Origin of the sequence: Flavobacterium sp., assembly GCF_043780635.1 — a bacterium.
Classification (GTDB): Bacteria; Bacteroidota; Bacteroidia; order Flavobacteriales; family Flavobacteriaceae; genus Flavobacterium.
In genome coordinates, this window is sequence record NZ_JAYWCK010000077.1 from 31,960 (window position 1) to 51,639 (window position 19,680).

Consider the following 19,680-nt stretch of genomic DNA (forward strand, 5'->3'; position numbering starts at 1 on the left):
TTAATTATTTTCCAATTCTTCCCAAAACTCATAAGCTCTGCGCAAATGAGGAACAACAATAGTTCCGCCTACAAGCGTTGCAATTCCCATTGCTTCCATCATTTCCTCTTTTGAAATGCCTTCTTTATGGCAATTTTCCAAATGGTATTTTACACAATCATCACAACGCAAAACCGCCGAAGCCACTAAACCTAGCAATTCTTTGGTTTTTACATCAAGTGCTCCCGCAGCATAAGCATTGGTGTCAAGATTGAAAATTCTTTTTACGATTTTATTATTGTCGGCCAATAATTTTTCGTTCATTTTAGAACGATAGTCATTGAATTCTTTAACTAAGTTGCTCATTTTTTATTTTTCTTTTATAAACAATGGAAGAGATAATTACGCTTAATTCAAAAATAATCAGCATCGGAATGGCAACAATAGTTTGGCTCACCACATCAGGTGGCGTAACAATTGCTGCAACTATTAGAACAATTACAATGGCATATCTTCGGTATTTTCGTAAAAAATCGGGAGTTACTAATCCTAGTTTTGTCAAGAAATACATTATTATTGGTAATTCAAAAAATATTCCTCCTGCTAAAACGGATGTTTTAAACATTCCAATATAAGAATCCAAAGTAAATTGGTTTTTGACCATTTCACTGACTGTAAAAGTTGCCACAAAATTTACTGACATTGGGATGACTATATAATAGCCAAAAAGTACGCCTAAGAAGAAAAGAATTGAGGAAATAAAGATAAATACTTTAGCATTTTTTCTTTCCTTTTCATATAAAGCTGGGCTGATAAAACTCCAAATCTGCCATAAAATATAAGGAAAAGCCAAAATAAAACCCGCCAAAATACACATCCAAACAAACATATTTACCTGACCTTCCATTTCGGTATTTTGAATAATAAAAGGCAATTCTTCAATACAAATACTTTCGCCAAAATTTAATTGATGCGATAAATCACAAAATAAACGATAGGTAAAAAAGGATGGACGTGTTGGTCCAAAAATGATGACATCGAACAAATAATCACTTATAAAATAAGTAAGGAAGGCCATTATTATTACTGCTGCAGAACTTCGAACCAATAACCATCTTAATTCCTCAAGATGATCTAAAAACGACATTTCTTTAAGTTGCTTTTTCTCCATTATACAATTCCTTCTTTTAAAATGTCATGTAAATGAATTACGCCTTTGTATTCACCATTATCAACAACAACCAATTGAGTGATGGAGAAATCTTCAAGAATATTTAATGCTTCGGCAACCATAGTGGTTGATTGTATCATTTTTGGATTTTTTGTCATAATATCTTTGGCCGTCAAATGAGTAAAACTATCATTTTCGTTTAGCATTCTTCTAATGTCTCCATCAGTAATAATTCCTAACACTTTTTCGTTTTCAATTACAGCTGTAACACCAAGACGCTTTGCTGAAATTTCAAAAATAACTTCTTTAATGCTTGAATTTGGTGTAACACTAGGTTTATGAGTTTCATCGAGCATATTGCTTACGCGCAGCAATAATTTTTTGCCGAGGGAACCGCCAGGATGATATTTTGCAAAATCTTCTGGAGTGAAATTTCTCAATTCCATTAAACATACTGCAAGCGCATCACCCATAACTAGCTGTGCTGTGGTGCTATTTGTTGGCGCTAGATTAAGTGGGCAAGATTCAGCATCAACAGTAGTATTTAAAATATAATGGGATTCTTTCGCCAAAAAAGAAGTTATATTTCCCGTTATAGCAATTAATTTATTTCCAAATCGTTTCAATATAGGAATAAGAATTTTTATTTCGGGACTATTGCCACTTTTTGAAATACAAATGACAACATCATCGGGTTGTACCATGCCTAAATCACCGTGAATAGCTTCAGAAGCATGCAAAAAAAGTGATGGAGTTCCAGTAGAATTGAATGTAGCAACCATTTTTTGAGCTATAATCGCACTTTTTCCAATTCCCGTGACTATCAATCTTCCTTTGGAATTAAAAAGGATTTGAGTTGCTTCTGCGAAGTTAATGTCAATAAAATCAATTAGTTTTGCAATAGATTCACTCTCTGAAAGAATGGTTTTTTTTGCCAAAATCAATATATTTTCTTTTGTGTCCAAAATAGAATTATTATAAATATTTGTATGTGTAAAAGAAAGTAGTATCTTTATGTGTCGCAAATTTAGATAAAATACCATTAATAAAGAATGAATTCAAACGAAATTGATATCCACAAAGAATTAAAGAAGTATTTTGGCTTCAGCCAATTCAAAGGTTTACAGGAACAAGTTATAAATAGTATTCTTAATAAAGAAAATACTTTTGTGATTATGCCTACAGGCGGTGGTAAGTCACTATGTTATCAATTGCCTGCTTTAGTTCAAGAGGGAACAGCCATCGTTGTTTCTCCTTTAATAGCCTTAATGAAAAATCAAGTCGATGCCATTAGAAGTTTGTCTTCTGAAAATGGGGTTGCACATGTTTTGAACTCATCACTTACCAAAACTGAGATTGCTCAAGTCAAAAAAGATATTTCGTCAGGTTTGACAAAACTTTTATATGTAGCTCCGGAATCCTTGACTAAGGAAGAATATATAACTTTTCTTCAAACTGTACCTATTTCATTTGTTGCCATTGACGAAGCGCATTGCATCTCGGAATGGGGTCACGATTTTAGACCTGAATATAGAAATCTTAAACATATTATCAAGCAATTAGGAGATATTCCCGTTATAGGACTTACAGCAACAGCCACCCCAAAAGTTCAGGAAGATATCCTGAAAAACCTAGATATGGTTGACGCAACAACTTATAAGGCTTCCTTTAACAGGCCTAATTTATATTATGAAGTACGTACCAAAACTAAAAATATCGAATCAGATATTATTCGTTTTATAAAACTACACAAAGGAAAATCAGGAATTATTTATTGTCTAAGTCGTAAAAAAGTTGAGGCTATAGCCGAAGTTTTACAAGTAAACGGAATAAGCGCAGTTCCTTATCATGCGGGTTTAGATGCTAAAACACGTGCCAAACATCAGGACATGTTTCTTATGGAAGATGTAGATGTGGTCGTTGCAACGATTGCTTTCGGTATGGGAATAGACAAACCCGATGTGCGTTTTGTGATTCATCACGATATTCCAAAATCATTGGAAAGTTATTACCAAGAAACGGGACGGGCAGGTCGTGATGGAGGTGAAGGACATTGTTTAGCTTATTATTCTTATAAAGATGTTGAAAAACTTGAAAAATTCTTATCAGGGAAACCCGTTGCTGAGCAGGAAATAGGTTTCGCATTATTGCAGGAAGTGGTGGCTTATGCTGAAACTTCAATGTCAAGAAGAAAATTTCTTTTGCATTATTTTGGTGAGGAATTTGATAACGAAACTGGAGAAGGTGGCGATATGGATGACAATGTTCGCAATCCAAAAGTTAAGATTGAAGCTAAAGATCAAGTAGTTAAATTACTCGAAGTGATTCGTGATACTAAACATATCTATAAATCCAAAGAAGTTGTTTTTACACTGGTTGGTCGAGTAAACGCAGTCATTAAAGCGCATAGAACTGATAGCCAAACCTTTTTTGGTACCGGTTCTGATCATGACGAAAAATATTGGATGGCTTTATTGCGACAAGTATTAGTTGATGGTTTATTATCAAAAGATATAGAAACTTATGGTGTCGTAAAAATCACGAAAAAAGGACTGGATTTTATCAAAAAAACAGTTTCCTTTATGATGTCAGAAGATCACGAATACAATGAAACCGAAGACGAAGCTATTGTAACTGCAGCAAAATCAACCGGAGTCGCTGATGAAGTTTTGATGGGCATGTTGCGCGACCTGCGTAAAAAAACAGCGAAGAGATTAGGTGTTCCTCCTTTTGTGGTATTTCAAGATCCATCGTTAGAAGATATGGCCTTGAAATACCCAATGAGTATTGATGAGTTAATAAATACTCACGGTGTTGGAGAAGGAAAAGCAAGGAAATACGGCAAGGAATTTATTGAATTGATCAGTCATTATGTAGAAGAAAATGATATTATTCGACCAGATGATTTGGTTGTTAAATCAACAGGAGTTAATTCAGTTAACAAACTGTATATCATTCAGAATATAGACAGGAAATTACCACTAAATGATATTGCTTCTTCTAAGGGATTGACTATGGATGCATTGATTTCTGAAATGGAACAAATCGTGAATTCGGGGACGAAGCTGAATATCAAATATTGGATTGATGAAATGCTGGATGACGACCAACAAGAAGAAATTCACGATTATTTTATGGAATCGCATTCAGATAATATTGAAAATGCTTTGAAAGAATTTGAAGGTGATTATGACCTTGAAGAATTACGCCTAATGCGTATAAAATTTATAAGTGAAGTAGCGAATTAAGTAGTTTGCATTCGGAGTATTCATTCTCAGCTGATAACTGGAAACTGCGAATGAATACTGAAATTACTCAACCAATTCACCTCGATGTGGTTTCAAAGCATCTCTTACTTGAATCATATTCCCGTCTGTTACGACCATAAAAGCAATTGCATACATTTCGCTAAAGATTTCAAAACCAGTGATATTTGGTGATAATTTTTCGGCATGAATATATTCCTTCAAATGAATTTCGTGATGTTCAGCCGTTTTTGCCGAAGCCTGACCACGAAAATCCCATATTAATTTTATTTGTCTAGACATTTTGAACTTTTCTTTGTTGTTGAGTTGCAAAATTACAATAACAATTTTCAAATTACTATTTTTGTCAAAATTCAACTTATGCCTCGTGAACTTCTTCTTCAAGTTTCTCCAGAAATAGCCTCAAATGAAAATTTGCTGAAAGATTATTTGTCCAAGCAGATAAAGGTTTCTCCAAATGAAATTCAGCATATTTCCATACTTAAACGTTCAATTGATGCGCGACAGAAAGCTGTGAAATTTAATTTGAAAGTTGCTATTTATTTGGTTGGAGAACCTTTTCAAGAAAACAAAATTCTGATTCCGGATTATAAGAATGTTTCCAATGCGCAAGAAATAATCATTGTTGGTGCTGGTCCGGCAGGATTATTTGCCGCTTTGCAATTAATAGAATTGGGCTTAAAACCAATAATAATCGAACGTGGAAAAGATGTAAAAGGGCGTCGCCGGGATTTGAAGGCCATCAATGTGGATCATATTGTTGATGAAGATTCAAATTATTGTTTTGGCGAAGGTGGAGCAGGAACCTATTCGGATGGAAAGTTATATACGCGTTCAAAAAAACGTGGTGATGTTACCCGAATTTTAGAGTTATTCGTCGCTTTTGGTGCCTCACACGATATTCTGGTCGATGCCCATCCCCACATTGGAACTAATAAATTACCTCAAATTATCCAGGATATTAGAGAGAAAATAATCGAAATGGGAGGCAAAGTTCTTTTTGAAACCCGATTGACCGATATTATCGTAAAAAACAATGAAGTGCAAGGAATTGTTACCAAAAATGGTGACACTATTCTTGCCAACAAAATAATTTTGGCAACAGGACATTCAGCGCGCGATATTTTTGAATTACTCGACAAAAAACAAATTTTTATCGAAGCAAAGGCTTTCGCTTTGGGAGTTCGAGCCGAACATCCACAATCTTTGATCGACAGCATTCAGTACAGTTGTGATTATCGAGGAGAGCATTTGCCGCCATCTCCGTATTCTATTGTGAAACAGGTGGGTGGACGCGGAATGTATTCTTTCTGTATGTGTCCTGGTGGTGTAATTGCGCCTTGTGCGACAAGTCCTGGCGAAGTAGTGACGAATGGTTGGTCACCATCAAAACGGGATCAGGCTACCGCCAATTCTGGAATTGTAATCGAATTAAAACTGGAGGATTTCAAGCCGTTTGCCAAATTTGGTGCTTTGGCAGGAATGGAATTTCAAAAAAGTATCGAGCAAAAAGCCTGGTATTTGGCAGGAGCGACGCAAAAAGTTCCTGCTCAAAAAATGGTCGATTTCACCCAAAATAAAGTTTCTTACAATATTCCAAAAACGTCTTATGTTCCAGGAACCACTTCGGTAGAAATGGGACAAGTTTTTCCAGGATTTCTTACCCAAATATTAAGAGAGGGTTTCGTAGAATTTGGAAAATCAATGCGAGGTTTTTTGACAAATGAGGCTATTCTTCACGCACCAGAATCTCGAACTTCTTCGCCAGTGCGTATTCCCAGAGATTCAGAAACATTAGAACACGTTCACATAAAAGGTTTGTATCCTTGCGGAGAAGGTGCTGGTTATGCTGGAGGTATTATCTCTGCAGCAATTGATGGGGAGAAATGTGCGTTAAAGATTGGGGAGATTTTGAAGAGATAGGTACTGTTGCTTTTGAATTGTGCCAATTTTGTAGAATCATTCCAAACTGAAGTTTTGTTACATAATTTTAGCAAAATTTATTTTTCACAGTCTTAAACATCCAATTCACAACGAAAAATCGCCCTTCCGATTTTATTGCAACGATTTTTCGTTGTGAATTGCTTTCAAAATTGTATTTTAGCTTATAATTCCCAACATACTGCGATTCAATCGTTTGATATGTTGGTAGTTATGAGCTTATTTTGAAATTAAAAAGAGTAATGCTTCTTCGTTGGATGAAAGGAAGTTAGTGTTTTTTCTAATCCTAGAAACTTTAAAACAACTCTAATTGTTGCGAAGGTTTGTCAGTTTCTACTTGTTTTTTGCCATAAAAAAGTTCCATCATCCCAAATTGTTTGTCGGTAATTTGCATCACACCAATTTTGCCGTGTTCGGGTAGGTTATTTTTTATTCTTTTGGTGTGGACTTCAGCATTTTCTCGACTGGCACAAAAACGCATATAGATGGAGAATTGAAACATAGAAAAGCCATCGTCTAATAATTTCTTGCGAAATCCACTAGCAATTTTACGCTCTTTACGTGTTTCGGTGGGCAGATCAAAAAAGACTAATATCCACAAACTTCTATATTGGTTTAAACGCGTGTAATGTTCGTCATACATAAACAGGGTATAAAATTTTCCTTGCTGTTCCTTCAAAACATTCGTGTAATGAATTTGTAGTTCGACTCATTGCCACCATCAACGGACTGTTTTTTCCGTCAATAAATACATCAATAGTAGCAATGTTCAGCAATTGTTTTTTTATTTCGATAGTCAATTCATCATAACTATCTTCGGTTTCCATAATATGGCAAACAATTAAATCCACATAAGGACGATACGGCTCCATTATATCATCAGCAAGGCAATAGGCATTGTATTTGTTGCGGTGGAATATTCCTAAAGTGGGCAACATCCCCGAACTGACAATAGCTCGTGCCGTAATGGCTCTCAAAATGGCATAACCATAATTCAATAAATTGTTTGGAGGAATTCCTTTTTGTCCTCTAGTGAAATTTTCTATTGGGATGAGGTTTTGCCAATAAAAAACAGCTGCTCTCGATTCGTGATTGAGCGCATCTCCTGATGTCACTTCTTTTGCCCAAAGCTCCATTTTTCGGCACGGGATTCCTTTTTCTTTGAGCAGTCCAGCTTGGTTTAAGATTTTGGAACTAATGGTTTGCTGCCACAAATTCTTTTTTAGTGGAACCGAAGCATTAATCTGGTTTTTAAAACGCTCCGTTTGTTCGGTATGTCCGTTGAGTGGCATTAGTAAACCAATTGGTAAATGGTACTGGTCACAATTGATTAATGCTACATTGTTATTGGTCAGTTTTTCCAGTAAACCATTGGTAATCGTGATTTGTTGGTTTTCCAAGACTATAACGCCAATATCTTCGATTGCCACAGTTTTGGTTTCTTGTTCCTTGTCGGGATAAGAGATGACTATTTGCTCATTTTTGGTACTCAAATAAGCGGGATTACCGAAGAAAAGGGTTCTTTTTATCATATGATGATTCTTTTAATTTTTCCAAGTCTATCAACTTCTAGTTTTAGACACAAAGATTTTATCATTAATCCATCTGTAGATTTTTCCATTTTATTTAAAGCTGAAAATTCCATTTTGTCGACAATTGATGTAGCAATATTGTTTGAGACAAAAAAAGCTTGAATTCCAGAAAAGCTTACCATTTTAAAAACCCTTTGAACTTGCTCTTTTGATAGTTTATCCAAATTAAGTAACGTTAAGTTTTCTTTTTCATCTTCTGTTGGTACATAAACTAAATCATTTGGAGAAAGAGTAAATAAAAGACGATTTCCGTTTTCATCTATTTCTAAAGCAGAACTTAATCCTTGTTTTTGTCTTTCAATTACTTCATTGAAAGGAATGGTTTTATAGTTTCGTTTCCCATTTTCATCTTGATAAATTGCGAAGAATAAGTTTGTTCCTTTTGCGGTTTCAACATATTTATCAGCTTTGTTACCAGTTTGACCTAAACTAAATTTACCACCTTCCTCAAAAACTCTAACCTTTTTAATTGGTTGATGTTTTTTGCCATTATTTAGTGCTGTAATATTTTTATTTAATTGATCTATTCCATTTTCAGAAAAAGCAACTTCGTAAGCTGGGATTTTTTTGCCATTTTCATCAATCGCATTTTGATATATTTCTTGTTTCAAATGATTCAAAAGAATTTGTTGAATTCCAGTATCTGTTATTTTCTCAATTCTTTTTTCATCAAAAGTAATATCGAGTGTTTTTCGAGTTGCAGTTGCTTGTATGGTTTCATAAATCTGAACTTTGTCAATTGCCTTTGCATTAATCATTACAGGAAAAGCTTTGATGTATTTTTTTAATCCCTCAGGATTGTTAGGATATTGTTTAATTTTTGCTGTCAGTTGCTTTTTAACGTCCTTATCAACAATCAATTCTATTTGCTCAATTGCATTTACAATGGTAATATGACTTTGTTTGATTCGCTTTAAAAACACTTTTCCGCTTACCGTTTCTGCGTGCATAGGTTTTCTAATTGCCCAATTATCTCCTTTTGTTTGTTTAACGGTAACTTTTTTCATTGCACCATCTTCCTCTTTCCAAACTTGATATTTGTTTACCGTTTTATTGATAACTCGAGTGTTTTGCTTGAAACTGATAATGGTTTGATTCAATACATCTTCTGCATTTTTTGTAAAATTATTCCAAGGTTTGTAAAATTCCCATTTGTAATTCCCATTTGCATCAGGTTTGGTTTTAAAACAAAGTTTGTTTCTTAATTCGTGTTTGACTGATTTGTCATCATCATCTTTAGCATTTAGATTGTTCAAATAGTTGATGTGTGTTCTATTTACACAAGCAATTACCAAAGCGTCTAAAGCGTGATGGCGATGGTCAATTCTTTTTTTAGTGAATCCTTTTGCAATTGCATCTGGCACAGTGGTTTGAAAAACTTGTTTGCCTCTATTTCCAAATTCATCTACTTTCAATTCTAATTTTCCAAAATCGCTAGAATTAGTAATGGCATTTAAGCGTTCAAAACGTGGTGTAATTATGTTGTTCCAAACATCATTTAAGCCCCAATCTTGTTTCATTCTTGATGTTATAGATCCATTCAAGGAAACAATATGTTTTGAAGTGACTTCTTGTTCGTCGTCTTCTCGAACTATTTTGCTTAAAATATTTTTTACAATTTTACTGATGTATTTAGTATCATTCAATTGTCTTTCGATAAACTTTTCGGGAATTTCTTCGGTCAATAATCTTTTTTGCTTGTTTTTATTTTTGCTGTAATAAGCAGTTATGTGTTGGTTATAGGCTTCTTTAGTAAATATTTCAACAGATTTTCCGCCTGTTAAAGTTACAATTGTAGTTCCTTTTTTTATGATGAATTCCATTGCAGTCATATTTCCTTTCAACTCATTCACTTCAGATTCACAAATAACTTTATTAGATAAGGAGTCATCAAATAATCTTGATTGTGGAATAATATGTTCGATTTGATATTTTGTGGTAAATAAATCACTTAGCGGTATTAGTTTTCCTGTATATGGTGAAATATAACCTTGTTCCAACCAAAGTTTGTATTTGATAATTTCAGAAGTTGTGGGTTTTGCATTTTTTCTGATTTTATCAATTTCCTCTAACTTTTCTTTTTTAATTTCACTACTATAAACGCCTTCCTCATAAATTTTCAGAATTTCTTGCTGACTTGGCGAATAAGGACGGACATCATTAATTCCATCATTTTTCAATTCCGTTAAAATGGCTTTAATTCGCAAGTTTGTATTTTCGTTTTCTGATATTTTTTTAGTCATTCTTTCACGAGTGGCTTTGTCATTCTTCATTTCACGACCTAATTCGATATGGATTTCGTCGAAGAAATTTTCTTTTCCTTCTCCGTAATGTTGCCAAATATCTTTTACAACTCGTAAAGTTTCTGTAATTACTTGTTCTACAATTGGATTTCGGAGTGAATGTTGTTTAAAGTCGTGTTTCAAAAAGTGTTCAATATCCGCTGGAGTTTTCCATTTGGAAATATCGCTAGATTCGCTATGTCTATCATAAATAATGTATGAAGCAAGCCACAAAGGCAAACCTTGAAAATCTTTAATTTTATGTAAATCAATAGCTTTGAATCTAACTTGATTTCTCATATTTTCATCAAATTCTCCTGTTTGGATTTTGTCAATTCTAGCCAATGTTTTAGAATCGATATTGTTTTCATTCCAATTACTTCCAAAACGCATTAAAGTCAATAATTTTTTTATCGCTTTTTCAGAATAAGAACCATAATCTTTTTTGTAAGGTTTTATTTTTGAAAAATTCAATACGAATTCGTTAGATAGATTATGTCGTTTAGCAAATGTAGAAAGAGCTCCAGATTGTACTCCTGTATCTGGATTTATTGAATATAATTCCGTTTTATCAGTAACAGAATATAAAATATGCCATAGATCTTGGGTGTTTTTGGCATCAAAAAAAGATTTATCTACATCTATTTTTGTAATAGCATTCAAAAATTGATTTCTAGTTTCGTTACAAGGATAAATTTTATCTTCTACAAAATTCCATCTGAATTTATCTTTATCTTCTTTTAATTTGAATTTTGGATACGCTAAAAATTGTTTCTGACTGATTTCAGCTTTGTCATTTAGCCAATTAAATAATTCTACCAAATCGTCTTCTGATTTTAAATAATCATTGGTAACATCAACTTCATTTACGATTTCTTTTTTATAAATTTTAAGATTCTTTACAAATTGTAACAATCTAAATTCTTGAAAAATAGGATTTGATTTTGCAATACATTTCAAGGGTTTTACAATTTGCTTTCCATTAACGTCTTTTACTAAAACACCTTTTTTATCTTTAATCGGTACAAATTCTAAACTACAATCGCTAATTAACGAAGTCTTACTTTTAAGCGGACGTTGATAAAAAATAATATCATCCAAAAACAAGTACTCAAAACTTCTGTCTTTGATGTTGTTTTTATGAGAATCATTATGTTTATACAATTCATCAATACATATTTTGTATAGATTTCTATCAATTAAAATAGCCGAATGAAATTCTATCTGGGTTTTAAGAATTTTAGACAGTTCATCTTTGTAAAACTTTCTTTCAATAGTTCGAACTAATTCTCCTTTTATTTTTTGATTTGGGTTTTTTAAAAGTTCATCATAGATAAAAGAACCAACCGATTTTTCACTTTGATTTATCGTTTGTTCAGTTCTGATTTTTCTTAATCCCCAATCGTCTTCTTTTGGAGATCTAAAACTTCTTTTTTCTTCATTGTCTTTATTAAGTTTTACAGTTCCGTCATCATTCAATTCGGTCGTAACAATAAAATTCTTTTGCTTTCCAACCCAGTCAAATAATGCTATTTTGCTTTCACGTTTGTAAATCCAACCGTTTTCAAGAATCACGTTATACCATATACCAGACTTTCCTTTTTCTCTTTCAATTACATCAACAACAGTAAGGGAATGAAACTCTTCTAATTTATTTTTGTTCTCTTCTTGTTCTTCTCCACGCAATTGATAATAGCCTCTTTTTTGATTGAAATTTAATACTATCCAAGCCAATTCTTCTTTGGATATTTTTTGGGTTAATGCTTTTTTTCTCAAATAATAAATTGTCCAATCATAAGGAACTTGTTTTAAATCAGGATGTGTTAATTTGAATTCAGAAAGCATTTCTTGGTGGCTTTCCAAAAATAAAAATTGATTTTTACCGCTTTCATTTTTATAAAAAGATAATTTTTCTTCTCTTCCGGGTTTAAATTGCCCAAACTTCGTATCAAAATAGATTGCTTCAGAATAATGTTTAGGTAGAAAATCAAGGATATTCAAAACTCTATGAAGTCGTTCTCTTCTTAATAAAAAGCGTTGCACTAATCTCCTTGTTCCTCTGTATTTTGTTCTTTCAGCAGTTTGCGAAATAGATACTCCACTGTCAAATTTTCCCAAAACATCTTGACTCATAGGGATTATTCTGCTCCCTAATCCTTCAATATTTCCTAGTTTATTGTCGAAGTCATTGTTTGTTAATGCCCACCCAATACTATTTGTCCCTAAATCCAGTCCTAATATTTTTTTCATTTCTAACTATATTTTATAATGATTTTTCGCGTTATCTAAATTAATCTCTAAATTTAATCAAAAGAAAATTAACTGCTTTACGGTAAACCTCATTCAAATATTAAAACTTTTGTTGTACTATTGTAGTACAATTTTGAAGCAATTCACAATAAGGATTATTCCGTTGTGAAAACATTCAAAGCGGCCTTACAAGGGTCGCTTTTTTTATTTAAAACGGACTTGTTAAATAAAATCCTAAATCCCAATTCCTAAATCTTAAATAAATTATCTTTGCGCACTGAAAAATGATTTATGAAATTTGATTTATTACAAAAAGATCTTCATACTAAGGCCAGAGCAGGAAGTATTACTACTGATCACGGTGTTATTGAAACCCCAATTTTTATGCCTGTTGGTACGGTTGCTTCGGTAAAAGGAGTGCATCAACGGGAATTGAAAGACGATATTAATCCAGATATTATCTTAGGGAATACCTATCATTTATACTTGCGTCCACAAACTCAAATCCTTGAAAAAGCTGGCGGTTTGCACAAATTTATGAATTGGGACAGGAATATTTTGACTGATTCCGGCGGTTACCAAGTGTATTCGCTTTCGGCAAACAGAAAAATTAAGGAAGAAGGAGTAAAATTCAAATCGCATATCGATGGATCTTATCATTTTTTCACTCCTGAAAACGTGATGGAAATTCAACGGACCATTGGAGCCGATATCATTATGGCTTTCGACGAATGTACGCCTTACCCTTGTGATTATCGATATGCACAAAAATCGATGAAAATGACACATCGCTGGTTGGATCGCTGCATCAACCATTTGGAAAAAGTACCTACAAAATATGGTTATGACCAAACTTTTTTCCCAATTGTTCAGGGAAGTACATACAAAGATTTACGTCAACAATCAGCAGAATATATTGCCAATGCTGGTCAGCAAGGAAATGCTATCGGCGGACTTTCTGTAGGTGAACCAGCCGAAGAAATGTATGCTATGACCGAGATTGTTTGTGAGATCCTTCCAGAAGACAAACCTCGATACTTAATGGGTGTAGGAACTCCAATAAATATTCTCGAAAATATTGCCTTGGGAATTGATATGTTTGATTGTGTGATGCCAACACGAAACGCCAGAAATGGAATGTTGTTTACTGCAAACGGAACCATCAATATCAAAAACAAAAAGTGGGAAGATGATTTTTCGCCTGTTGACGAAATGGGACATACGTTTGTGGATACAGAATATACAAAAGCGTATTTGCGACATTTGTTTGCTGCCAATGAATACCTTGGAAAACAAATTGCCACGATACACAATCTTGGTTTTTATATGTGGTTGGTTCGTGAGGCTAGAAAACATATCTTAGCCGGAGATTTTAGAACTTGGAAAGAAATGATGGTTCGAAATATGAGCCAGAGATTGTAATTTTGTATAGCTGAATCAACAATAAATGAAAATAATTGACAAATACATTCTAAAAAAATACCTGACCACTTTTGCGGTTATGTTGTTGTTATTTGCACCTATTGGAATCGTAATTGATGTTTCGGAAAAAATCAATAAAATGATTGAAAACAAAATTCCAATTGCTGAAATATTGATTTACTATTTTAATTTCACCATCTATTTCACCAACTTATTATTTCCAATATTTTTGTTTTTATCTGTGATTTGGTTTACCTCAAAATTAGCCAATGATACTGAAATCATTGCTATTTTAAGTTCTGGAATTTCGTTTACCAGATTTTTAAGGCCTTTTATTATTGGTGCTTCAATCATTTCTGTTTTTATTTTGTTAATGGGGTTCTTTGTTGTTCCAAAAGCTAGCGAAGGATTCAATAATTTTAGGTATACTTATCTTAGAGGAGACGGAAAACAAGCAATGAGGGGCGATAATACTGACGTTTACAGACAAGTCAGCAATGATGAATATATCTATGTCAATAGTTTTGATGTAGTGTCAAAAACAGCTTATAATTTTAGCTATGAAAAGTTCAAAAAGGATAAACTAGATTATAAAATATCGGCCTCAAGGATACAATGGAATCCCAAAACCAAGAACTATACGATGTATGATTACGTCAAAAGAACTGTAGGGGAAATAGATGATAAAATTGAAAAAGTAGACAAAAAGGATGCTAAATTTAATTTTGATTTAGAAGATTTAACACCTGTAGTTTACATTGCTGAAACACTAAATCTAGGTAAATTAAACCAATTTATTGATAAGGAAAAAAAGCGAGGTTCTTCAAATATCAATGTGTATATGGTGGTTTTATATAAAAAATATAGTATTCCAGTTTCGGCATTTATTCTTACCATTATAGCCGTTGCGGTTTCATCAATGAAACGAAGAGGAGGAATGGGATTGAGTTTAGCAATTGGGATAGCAGTGGCTTTCTCATTTGTGTTTTTTGATAAAATATTTGGAACATTGGCCGAAAAATCAAGTTTTCCACCTTTATTAGCAGTTTGGTTTCCTAATATTGTTTTCGGAATTTTGGCAATTTTTTTATTACGAAATGCGAAACGGTAAATTAACAAGTTATTTAAATCTTCATTTAATTGTTTTTATTTGGGGATTCACAGCAATATTGGGAGCATTAATTTCAATTCAGGCGGATGCTTTGGTTTGGTATCGAATGCTTTTTGCAGGTGTTTTTTTATTCCTTTATATTCTCTTTAAAAAGCAATCATTTCGAATTCCGATAAAAGAATTTTTTAAATTGATTTTTGTTGGATTATTAATAGCGGTTCATTGGATATTTTTTTTCAAGGCCATTCATATTTCCAATGTATCCATCACATTATCCGTTTTTTCTTTAGGAGCATTTTTCACATCAATACTCGAACCTATTTTTTATGGAAGAAAAGTGCTTTGGTACGAAGTCCTTTTCGGACTTGTAATTATTGCTGGGCTTGCTCTGATTTTGCAAGTCGAAATCAATTATTTCGAAGGAATGATGTACGCACTAGCTTCCATAATAATTGGAGTTTTATTTACACTTATGAATGGAAAATTAATCGAAAAACATGAACCGTCTGTTATCACATTTTATGAATTTCTGGCAGGGGTGTTTTTTATTTCTATTTACTTTTTATTCGAAAATAAATTTACTGTTGAATTCTTTATTCTGACTTCTAATGATTGGCTTTTGCTATTTATTTTGTCCTCGGTTTGTACTGCTTATGCATTCACAGCTTCAGTAAAAGTGATGCGAAAATTATCACCATATACTGTTATGTTAACTACTAGTTTAGAGCCTGTTTATGGTATTATTTTAGCTTTTTTTATCATTGGAGGGAAAGAAAAAATGAGTGCAGAATTTTACATTGGAGCAATTTTAATAGTTATTACTGTAATCCTGAACGCTGTTTTGAAGCATTATCTTACGGATAAAGAATAATTATTTTCATTGAATTTTACTGTGAATTTATTTGTAATAAGATAAGAAATAAACGTTTTTGATAATTTTAAATTTTATATTTGCATTTCAAATCAAAAACAAAAACTCATATACCACATGGAATATTTAGATTTTGAGCTTCCAATAAAAGAACTTGAAGACCAGCTGGATAAATGTCTGGTTATAGGACAGGAATCAGAAGTTGATGTTACAAATACGTGTAAACAAATCAACAAAAAACTCGAAGAGACTAAAAGACATATTTATAAACATCTTACCGCCTGGCAGCGGGTTCAATTGTCAAGACACCCTAATAGACCCTACACTTTAGATCATGTAAAAGCACTTTGCGGTGATACTTTTCTGGAACTTCACGGCGACAGAGGATTTAAAGACGATAAGGCAATGATTGGTGGTTTAGGAAAAATTTGCGGACAATCGTTTATGATCATTGGTCAGCAAAAAGGATACAATACCAAAACGCGTCAATATAGAAATTTTGGAATGGCAAATCCAGAAGGTTATCGGAAAGCGTTGCGATTGATGAAAATGGCAGAGAAATTTGGTATTCCAGTTTTATCTTTGATAGACACACCGGGTGCTTTTCCTGGAATTGAAGCAGAAGAACGCGGACAAGGAGAAGCAATTGCCAGAAATATATTCGAGATGGTTCGTTTAAAAGTTCCTATTATTGTTGTCATTGTTGGCGAAGGAGCTTCAGGTGGTGCATTAGGAATAGGTGTTGGAGACAGAGTTTATATGATGGAAAATACTTGGTATTCTGTTATTTCTCCAGAATCTTGTTCTTCTATCCTTTGGAAAAGTTGGGATTATAAAGAACAAGCGGCCGAAGCCTTAAAACTGACTTCAGCTGATATGAAAAAACAAAAATTAGTTGATGATATTATCCCAGAACCTTTAGGAGGAGCTCATTTTGACAGAGAAACTGCTTTCAAAACGGTTGAGCAATATATTATGAAAGGATTCAATGAATTGAAAGACTTATCAACACAAGAATTAGTTGCCCAGAGAATGGATAAATACTGTAACATGGGAGAATTCAAAGAGTAAAATCCTACAAATCTTTAAATAATCCGAAGCCTTATCGTTTCGGATTTTTTTTGGCTTATTAACAAAAAAAGATTGTTTATTAACAATTATTTGTAATAACTCAATGGTAATAATTTTTTAATTTTCGTTACATTCGCTCTATGGAAAACGTCAGGAATATAAACCCAATAAAAACAGAAAGAACAAACATCATAAGCCTTGAAAAAGGCAAACTACCTCCACAAGTTATCGACTTAGAAGAGGCTGTGCTTGGTGCGATGATGATTGATAAAAAAGGAGTAGATGAGGTAATTGACATTCTACAACCTGATGCTTTTTATAAAGAAGGACATAAATATATTTTTGAGGCTATCGTTCAACTGTTTACAGATACACAGCCTATTGACTTATTAACAGTTTCGGCACAGTTGCGAAAAAATGCAAAATTAGACTTGGCGGGAGGTGATTTTTACCTCATTCAACTTACACAAAAAATTTCTTCTTCTGCACACATTGAATTCCACTCCAGAATCATTCTCCAAAAATATATTCAGCGTAGTTTGATACGGATTTCTTCGGATATTATCGAAGATTCCTATGATGAAACTACTGATGTTTTCGATTTATTGGATAAAGCAGAATCTAAACTTTATGAAGTTACCCAAGGGAATATAAAACGTAGTTCTGAAACTGCCCAGACTTTAGTTTTACAAGCAAAAAAACGAATTGAGGAAATTGGAAACCAAAAGGGATTAAGTGGTGTAGAAACAGGTTTTACTAAACTCGATGCCATTACTTCTGGTTGGCAACCGAGCGATTTAATTATTATAGCAGCTAGACCAGGTATGGGAAAAACTGCTTTTGTTCTATCGATGGCTCGAAATATTGCGATAGATTCTAAATTGCCAGTTGCCTTATTTTCTTTAGAAATGTCATCTGTTCAGTTAATTACAAGATTGATTTCTTCCGAAACTGGATTATCTTCTGAAAAACTTCGAACAGGGAAATTGGAAACACACGAATGGACACAATTGAATACTAAAGTTAAAGATTTAGAAAAAGCACCGCTTTTTATAGATGATTCACCTTCGCTTTCTATTTTTGATTTAAGAGCAAAAGCAAGACGTTTAGTTTCGCAACATGGAATAAAAATTATTATTGTCGATTATTTACAATTGATGACTGCCGGAGGAAACGGAAAAGGTGGTGGAAATAGAGAACAAGAAATCTCTACCATTTCAAGAAATTTAAAGGCTTTGGCCAAAGAGTTAGCGATTCCCGTAATTGCCTTATCCCAATTGTCTCGTGCAGTAGAAACTCGTGGTTCGAGTAAAAGACCTTTATTATCTGACCTTCGGGAATCGGGAGCGATAGAACAAGATGCAGATATTGTGTCGTTTATCTATAGACCAGAATATTATAAAATAGATGAATGGGATGATGACGAGCAAACTCCTTCAGCTGGTCAAGCCGAATTTATTATTGCAAAGCACAGAAATGGTTCTCTTGAAAATGTTCGCTTGAAGTTTATTGGAAATTTGGGTAAATTTGACAATCTAGAAGATTACAGCGGTAGTTTTGATGATTTACCTTCCAAAATGAATCATGATGATAATCCATTTCAAACTAAGAATCTTCCATCACCAAATGAAGCTTTTGGTAGTAATTTGAATAATGATGAGGACGACGATAACGAAATGCCGTTTTAGAAAAAAATGATTTAGCTTATAAAACAAAAAGTCCTGCAATTGCGAGACTTTTTGTTGAATTAAAACTAGAAGTAAGCTATTGTTTAATCACTTTAATCATTTTCGATTTTCCTTCAGAAACCACTTTTACAAAATATGTATCCGTTGAAAGTTTCGATAAATCGAGATGAACTTCGTTTGCTTTTGTTTTGTTGGTAAACAAAGTTTGTCCCAACAAATTAATCACGCTTATTTCTTCGATATTTTTTGAATAAGTGATATTCAATATTCCCTTGGTTGGGTTTGGATACCATAGCAAATTTGCAGCGTCAAAATTGTCTAAACCTAAACAACCACCAGCAGTTACTGTTACCGCTAATCTTGTTGAACTCTCACAACCACTGATTGTTTGCGAAGCATAATAAGTAGTGCCGTCAACTAATAATGTTGATCCAGTCACTACTGCTCCCAAAGTTGCAGCGTCATACCAGATAATTCCTGTTCCTGTTGCATTCAGTAAACTTACCGTTTCACTGCTGCAAAATGTTTGTGATGCCAATCCTGTTGGGGCAGTAGTTGTATTTATTGTCAAATCTAATTTTTCGGTAACACAGTTTGCAGTTGGCCCAGTTTTAATACCAGATGTAGTGTAGGTTGTTCCATTCCAAGTATAACTATCACAAGTAGAAACAATAGTCACATTATCCGATGATGGAGTGATAGTTAAATCTAATTTCTCGGTTATACAGTTTAACGTTGGCCCAGTTTTAATACCTGATGTGGTGTAAGTTGTTCCATTCCAAAAATAACTATTACAAGCCGAAACTGTAGTCACATTATCCGATGATGGAGTGATGGTCAAATCTAATTTTTCGGTAACACAGTTTGCCGTTGGACCAGTTTTGATACCAGATGTAGTATAGGTTGTTCCATTCCAAAAATAACTATCACAAGCTGAAACAATAGTCACATTATCAGAAGATGGAGTGATGGTCAAATCTAATTTTTCGGTAACACAGTTTGCCGTTGGACCAGTTTTGATACCAGATGTAGTATA

Annotated in this window: 15 protein-coding genes; 7 read left to right on the plus strand and 8 right to left on the minus strand. The window is 33.4% G+C overall.

The genetic code is table 11. From position 1 onward, the window contains the following. The 3 genes from ACH2BV_RS07570 to ACH2BV_RS07580 are packed head-to-tail and all read right to left on the minus strand — an operon-like array spanning position 1 to position 2,115. Positions 1–345: a carboxymuconolactone decarboxylase family protein gene (locus ACH2BV_RS07570; protein ID WP_395050119.1), complete on the minus strand. Its 345-nt coding sequence runs from the start codon at positions 343–345 to the stop codon at positions 1–3. Then, positions 329–1,150 carry a twin-arginine translocase subunit TatC gene (gene tatC / locus ACH2BV_RS07575; protein WP_395050120.1) on the minus strand — a complete coding sequence of 274 codons (822 nt, stop codon included), beginning with the start codon at positions 1,148–1,150 and terminating at the stop codon, positions 329–331. The genes ACH2BV_RS07570 and tatC overlap by 17 nt, the downstream gene beginning before the upstream one ends. Next, positions 1,150–2,115 (minus strand): SIS domain-containing protein, encoded by a 966-nt coding sequence (locus ACH2BV_RS07580; protein WP_395050121.1) that lies wholly within the window; start codon positions 2,113–2,115, stop codon positions 1,150–1,152. Before ACH2BV_RS07580 ends, tatC begins: the two co-directional genes overlap by 1 nt. Before the next feature lie 87 nt (positions 2,116–2,202). On the opposite strand from ACH2BV_RS07580, the gene ACH2BV_RS07585 reads away from it, so the two are divergent. Next, complete coding sequence (locus ACH2BV_RS07585; protein WP_395050122.1) at positions 2,203–4,398, plus strand: RecQ family ATP-dependent DNA helicase; 2,196 nt, start codon at positions 2,203–2,205, stop codon at positions 4,396–4,398. A gap of 63 nt (positions 4,399–4,461) precedes the next feature. Here the strand turns inward: ACH2BV_RS07585 and ACH2BV_RS07590 are convergent, their stop codons facing one another. Continuing rightward, positions 4,462–4,698: a hypothetical protein gene (locus ACH2BV_RS07590; protein WP_395050123.1), complete on the minus strand. Its 237-nt coding sequence runs from the start codon at positions 4,696–4,698 to the stop codon at positions 4,462–4,464. A gap of 78 nt (positions 4,699–4,776) precedes the next feature. On the opposite strand from ACH2BV_RS07590, the gene ACH2BV_RS07595 reads away from it, so the two are divergent. Further along, the gene (locus ACH2BV_RS07595; protein WP_395050124.1) at positions 4,777–6,339 is read left to right on the plus strand and encodes an NAD(P)/FAD-dependent oxidoreductase; all 1,563 of its coding nucleotides are present in this window, start codon (positions 4,777–4,779) and stop codon (positions 6,337–6,339) included. A 313-nt stretch (positions 6,340–6,652) separates the two neighbouring features. Here the strand turns inward: ACH2BV_RS07595 and cas2 are convergent, their stop codons facing one another. From cas2 to cas9, 3 genes are read right to left on the minus strand one after another with little or no spacing between them, the layout of a single operon-like run. Continuing rightward, positions 6,653–7,000 (minus strand): CRISPR-associated endonuclease Cas2, encoded by a 348-nt coding sequence (gene cas2 / locus ACH2BV_RS07600; RefSeq protein ID WP_395050125.1) that lies wholly within the window; start codon positions 6,998–7,000, stop codon positions 6,653–6,655. Then, positions 6,993–7,889, minus strand: a complete 897-nt coding sequence (gene cas1, locus ACH2BV_RS07605; RefSeq protein ID WP_395050126.1) for a type II CRISPR-associated endonuclease Cas1 — start codon at positions 7,887–7,889, stop codon at positions 6,993–6,995. The genes cas2 and cas1 overlap by 8 nt, the downstream gene beginning before the upstream one ends. Further along, entirely contained in the window at positions 7,886–12,481 is a 4,596-nt protein-coding gene (gene cas9 / locus ACH2BV_RS07610; protein ID WP_395050127.1) for a type II CRISPR RNA-guided endonuclease Cas9, read from the minus strand. The genes cas1 and cas9 overlap by 4 nt, the downstream gene beginning before the upstream one ends. A gap of 291 nt (positions 12,482–12,772) precedes the next feature. On the opposite strand from cas9, the gene tgt reads away from it, so the two are divergent. The 5 genes from tgt to dnaB all read left to right on the plus strand — a co-directional run bounded on the left by tgt (position 12,773) and on the right by dnaB (position 18,644). Continuing rightward, positions 12,773–13,903 carry a tRNA guanosine(34) transglycosylase Tgt gene (gene tgt / locus ACH2BV_RS07615; protein WP_395050128.1) on the plus strand — a complete coding sequence of 377 codons (1,131 nt, stop codon included), beginning with the start codon at positions 12,773–12,775 and terminating at the stop codon, positions 13,901–13,903. Between the two features lie 25 nt (positions 13,904–13,928). Beyond that, positions 13,929–15,014 (plus strand): LptF/LptG family permease, encoded by a 1,086-nt coding sequence (locus tag ACH2BV_RS07620; protein WP_395050129.1) that lies wholly within the window; start codon positions 13,929–13,931, stop codon positions 15,012–15,014. Beyond that, complete coding sequence (locus ACH2BV_RS07625; RefSeq protein ID WP_395050130.1) at positions 15,001–15,885, plus strand: DMT family transporter; 885 nt, start codon at positions 15,001–15,003, stop codon at positions 15,883–15,885. Before ACH2BV_RS07620 ends, ACH2BV_RS07625 begins: the two co-directional genes overlap by 14 nt. A 117-nt stretch (positions 15,886–16,002) precedes the next feature. Then, the gene (locus ACH2BV_RS07630; RefSeq protein WP_395050131.1) at positions 16,003–16,956 is read left to right on the plus strand and encodes an acetyl-CoA carboxylase carboxyltransferase subunit alpha; all 954 of its coding nucleotides are present in this window, start codon (positions 16,003–16,005) and stop codon (positions 16,954–16,956) included. Between the two features lie 140 nt (positions 16,957–17,096). Beyond that, positions 17,097–18,644, plus strand: coding sequence for a replicative DNA helicase (gene dnaB, locus ACH2BV_RS07635; protein ID WP_395050132.1), 1,548 nt, complete (start codon positions 17,097–17,099; stop codon positions 18,642–18,644). 76 nt (positions 18,645–18,720) lie between these two features. On the opposite strand, the gene ACH2BV_RS07640 is transcribed toward dnaB, so the two are convergent. Beyond that, positions 18,721–19,680, minus strand: a 960-nt coding sequence (locus tag ACH2BV_RS07640; RefSeq protein WP_395050133.1) for a T9SS type A sorting domain-containing protein, incomplete at its 5' end; no start/stop codon positions are given.

Bases quoted from the DNA above. Each gene is read 5' to 3' on its own strand.
- dnaB (WP_395050132.1), top strand. From the start codon at position 17,097: ATGGAAAACGTCAGGAATATAAACCCAATAAAAACAGAAAGAACAAAC.
- ACH2BV_RS07570 (WP_395050119.1), bottom strand. From the start codon at position 345: ATGAGCAACTTAGTTAAAGAATTCAATGACTATCGTTCTAAAATGAAC.
- cas2 (WP_395050125.1), bottom strand. From the start codon at position 7,000: ATGTATGACGAACATTACACGCGTTTAAACCAATATAGAAGTTTGTGG.
- cas1 (WP_395050126.1), bottom strand. From the start codon at position 7,889: ATGATAAAAAGAACCCTTTTCTTCGGTAATCCCGCTTATTTGAGTACC.
- ACH2BV_RS07590 (WP_395050123.1), bottom strand. From the start codon at position 4,698: ATGTCTAGACAAATAAAATTAATATGGGATTTTCGTGGTCAGGCTTCG.
- cas9 (WP_395050127.1), bottom strand. From the start codon at position 12,481: ATGAAAAAAATATTAGGACTGGATTTAGGGACAAATAGTATTGGGTGG.
- ACH2BV_RS07585 (WP_395050122.1), top strand. From the start codon at position 2,203: ATGAATTCAAACGAAATTGATATCCACAAAGAATTAAAGAAGTATTTT.
- ACH2BV_RS07625 (WP_395050130.1), top strand. From the start codon at position 15,001: ATGCGAAACGGTAAATTAACAAGTTATTTAAATCTTCATTTAATTGTT.
- tgt (WP_395050128.1), top strand. From the start codon at position 12,773: ATGAAATTTGATTTATTACAAAAAGATCTTCATACTAAGGCCAGAGCA.
- tatC (WP_395050120.1), bottom strand. From the start codon at position 1,150: ATGGAGAAAAAGCAACTTAAAGAAATGTCGTTTTTAGATCATCTTGAG.
- ACH2BV_RS07630 (WP_395050131.1), top strand. From the start codon at position 16,003: ATGGAATATTTAGATTTTGAGCTTCCAATAAAAGAACTTGAAGACCAG.
- ACH2BV_RS07595 (WP_395050124.1), top strand. From the start codon at position 4,777: ATGCCTCGTGAACTTCTTCTTCAAGTTTCTCCAGAAATAGCCTCAAAT.
- ACH2BV_RS07620 (WP_395050129.1), top strand. From the start codon at position 13,929: ATGAAAATAATTGACAAATACATTCTAAAAAAATACCTGACCACTTTT.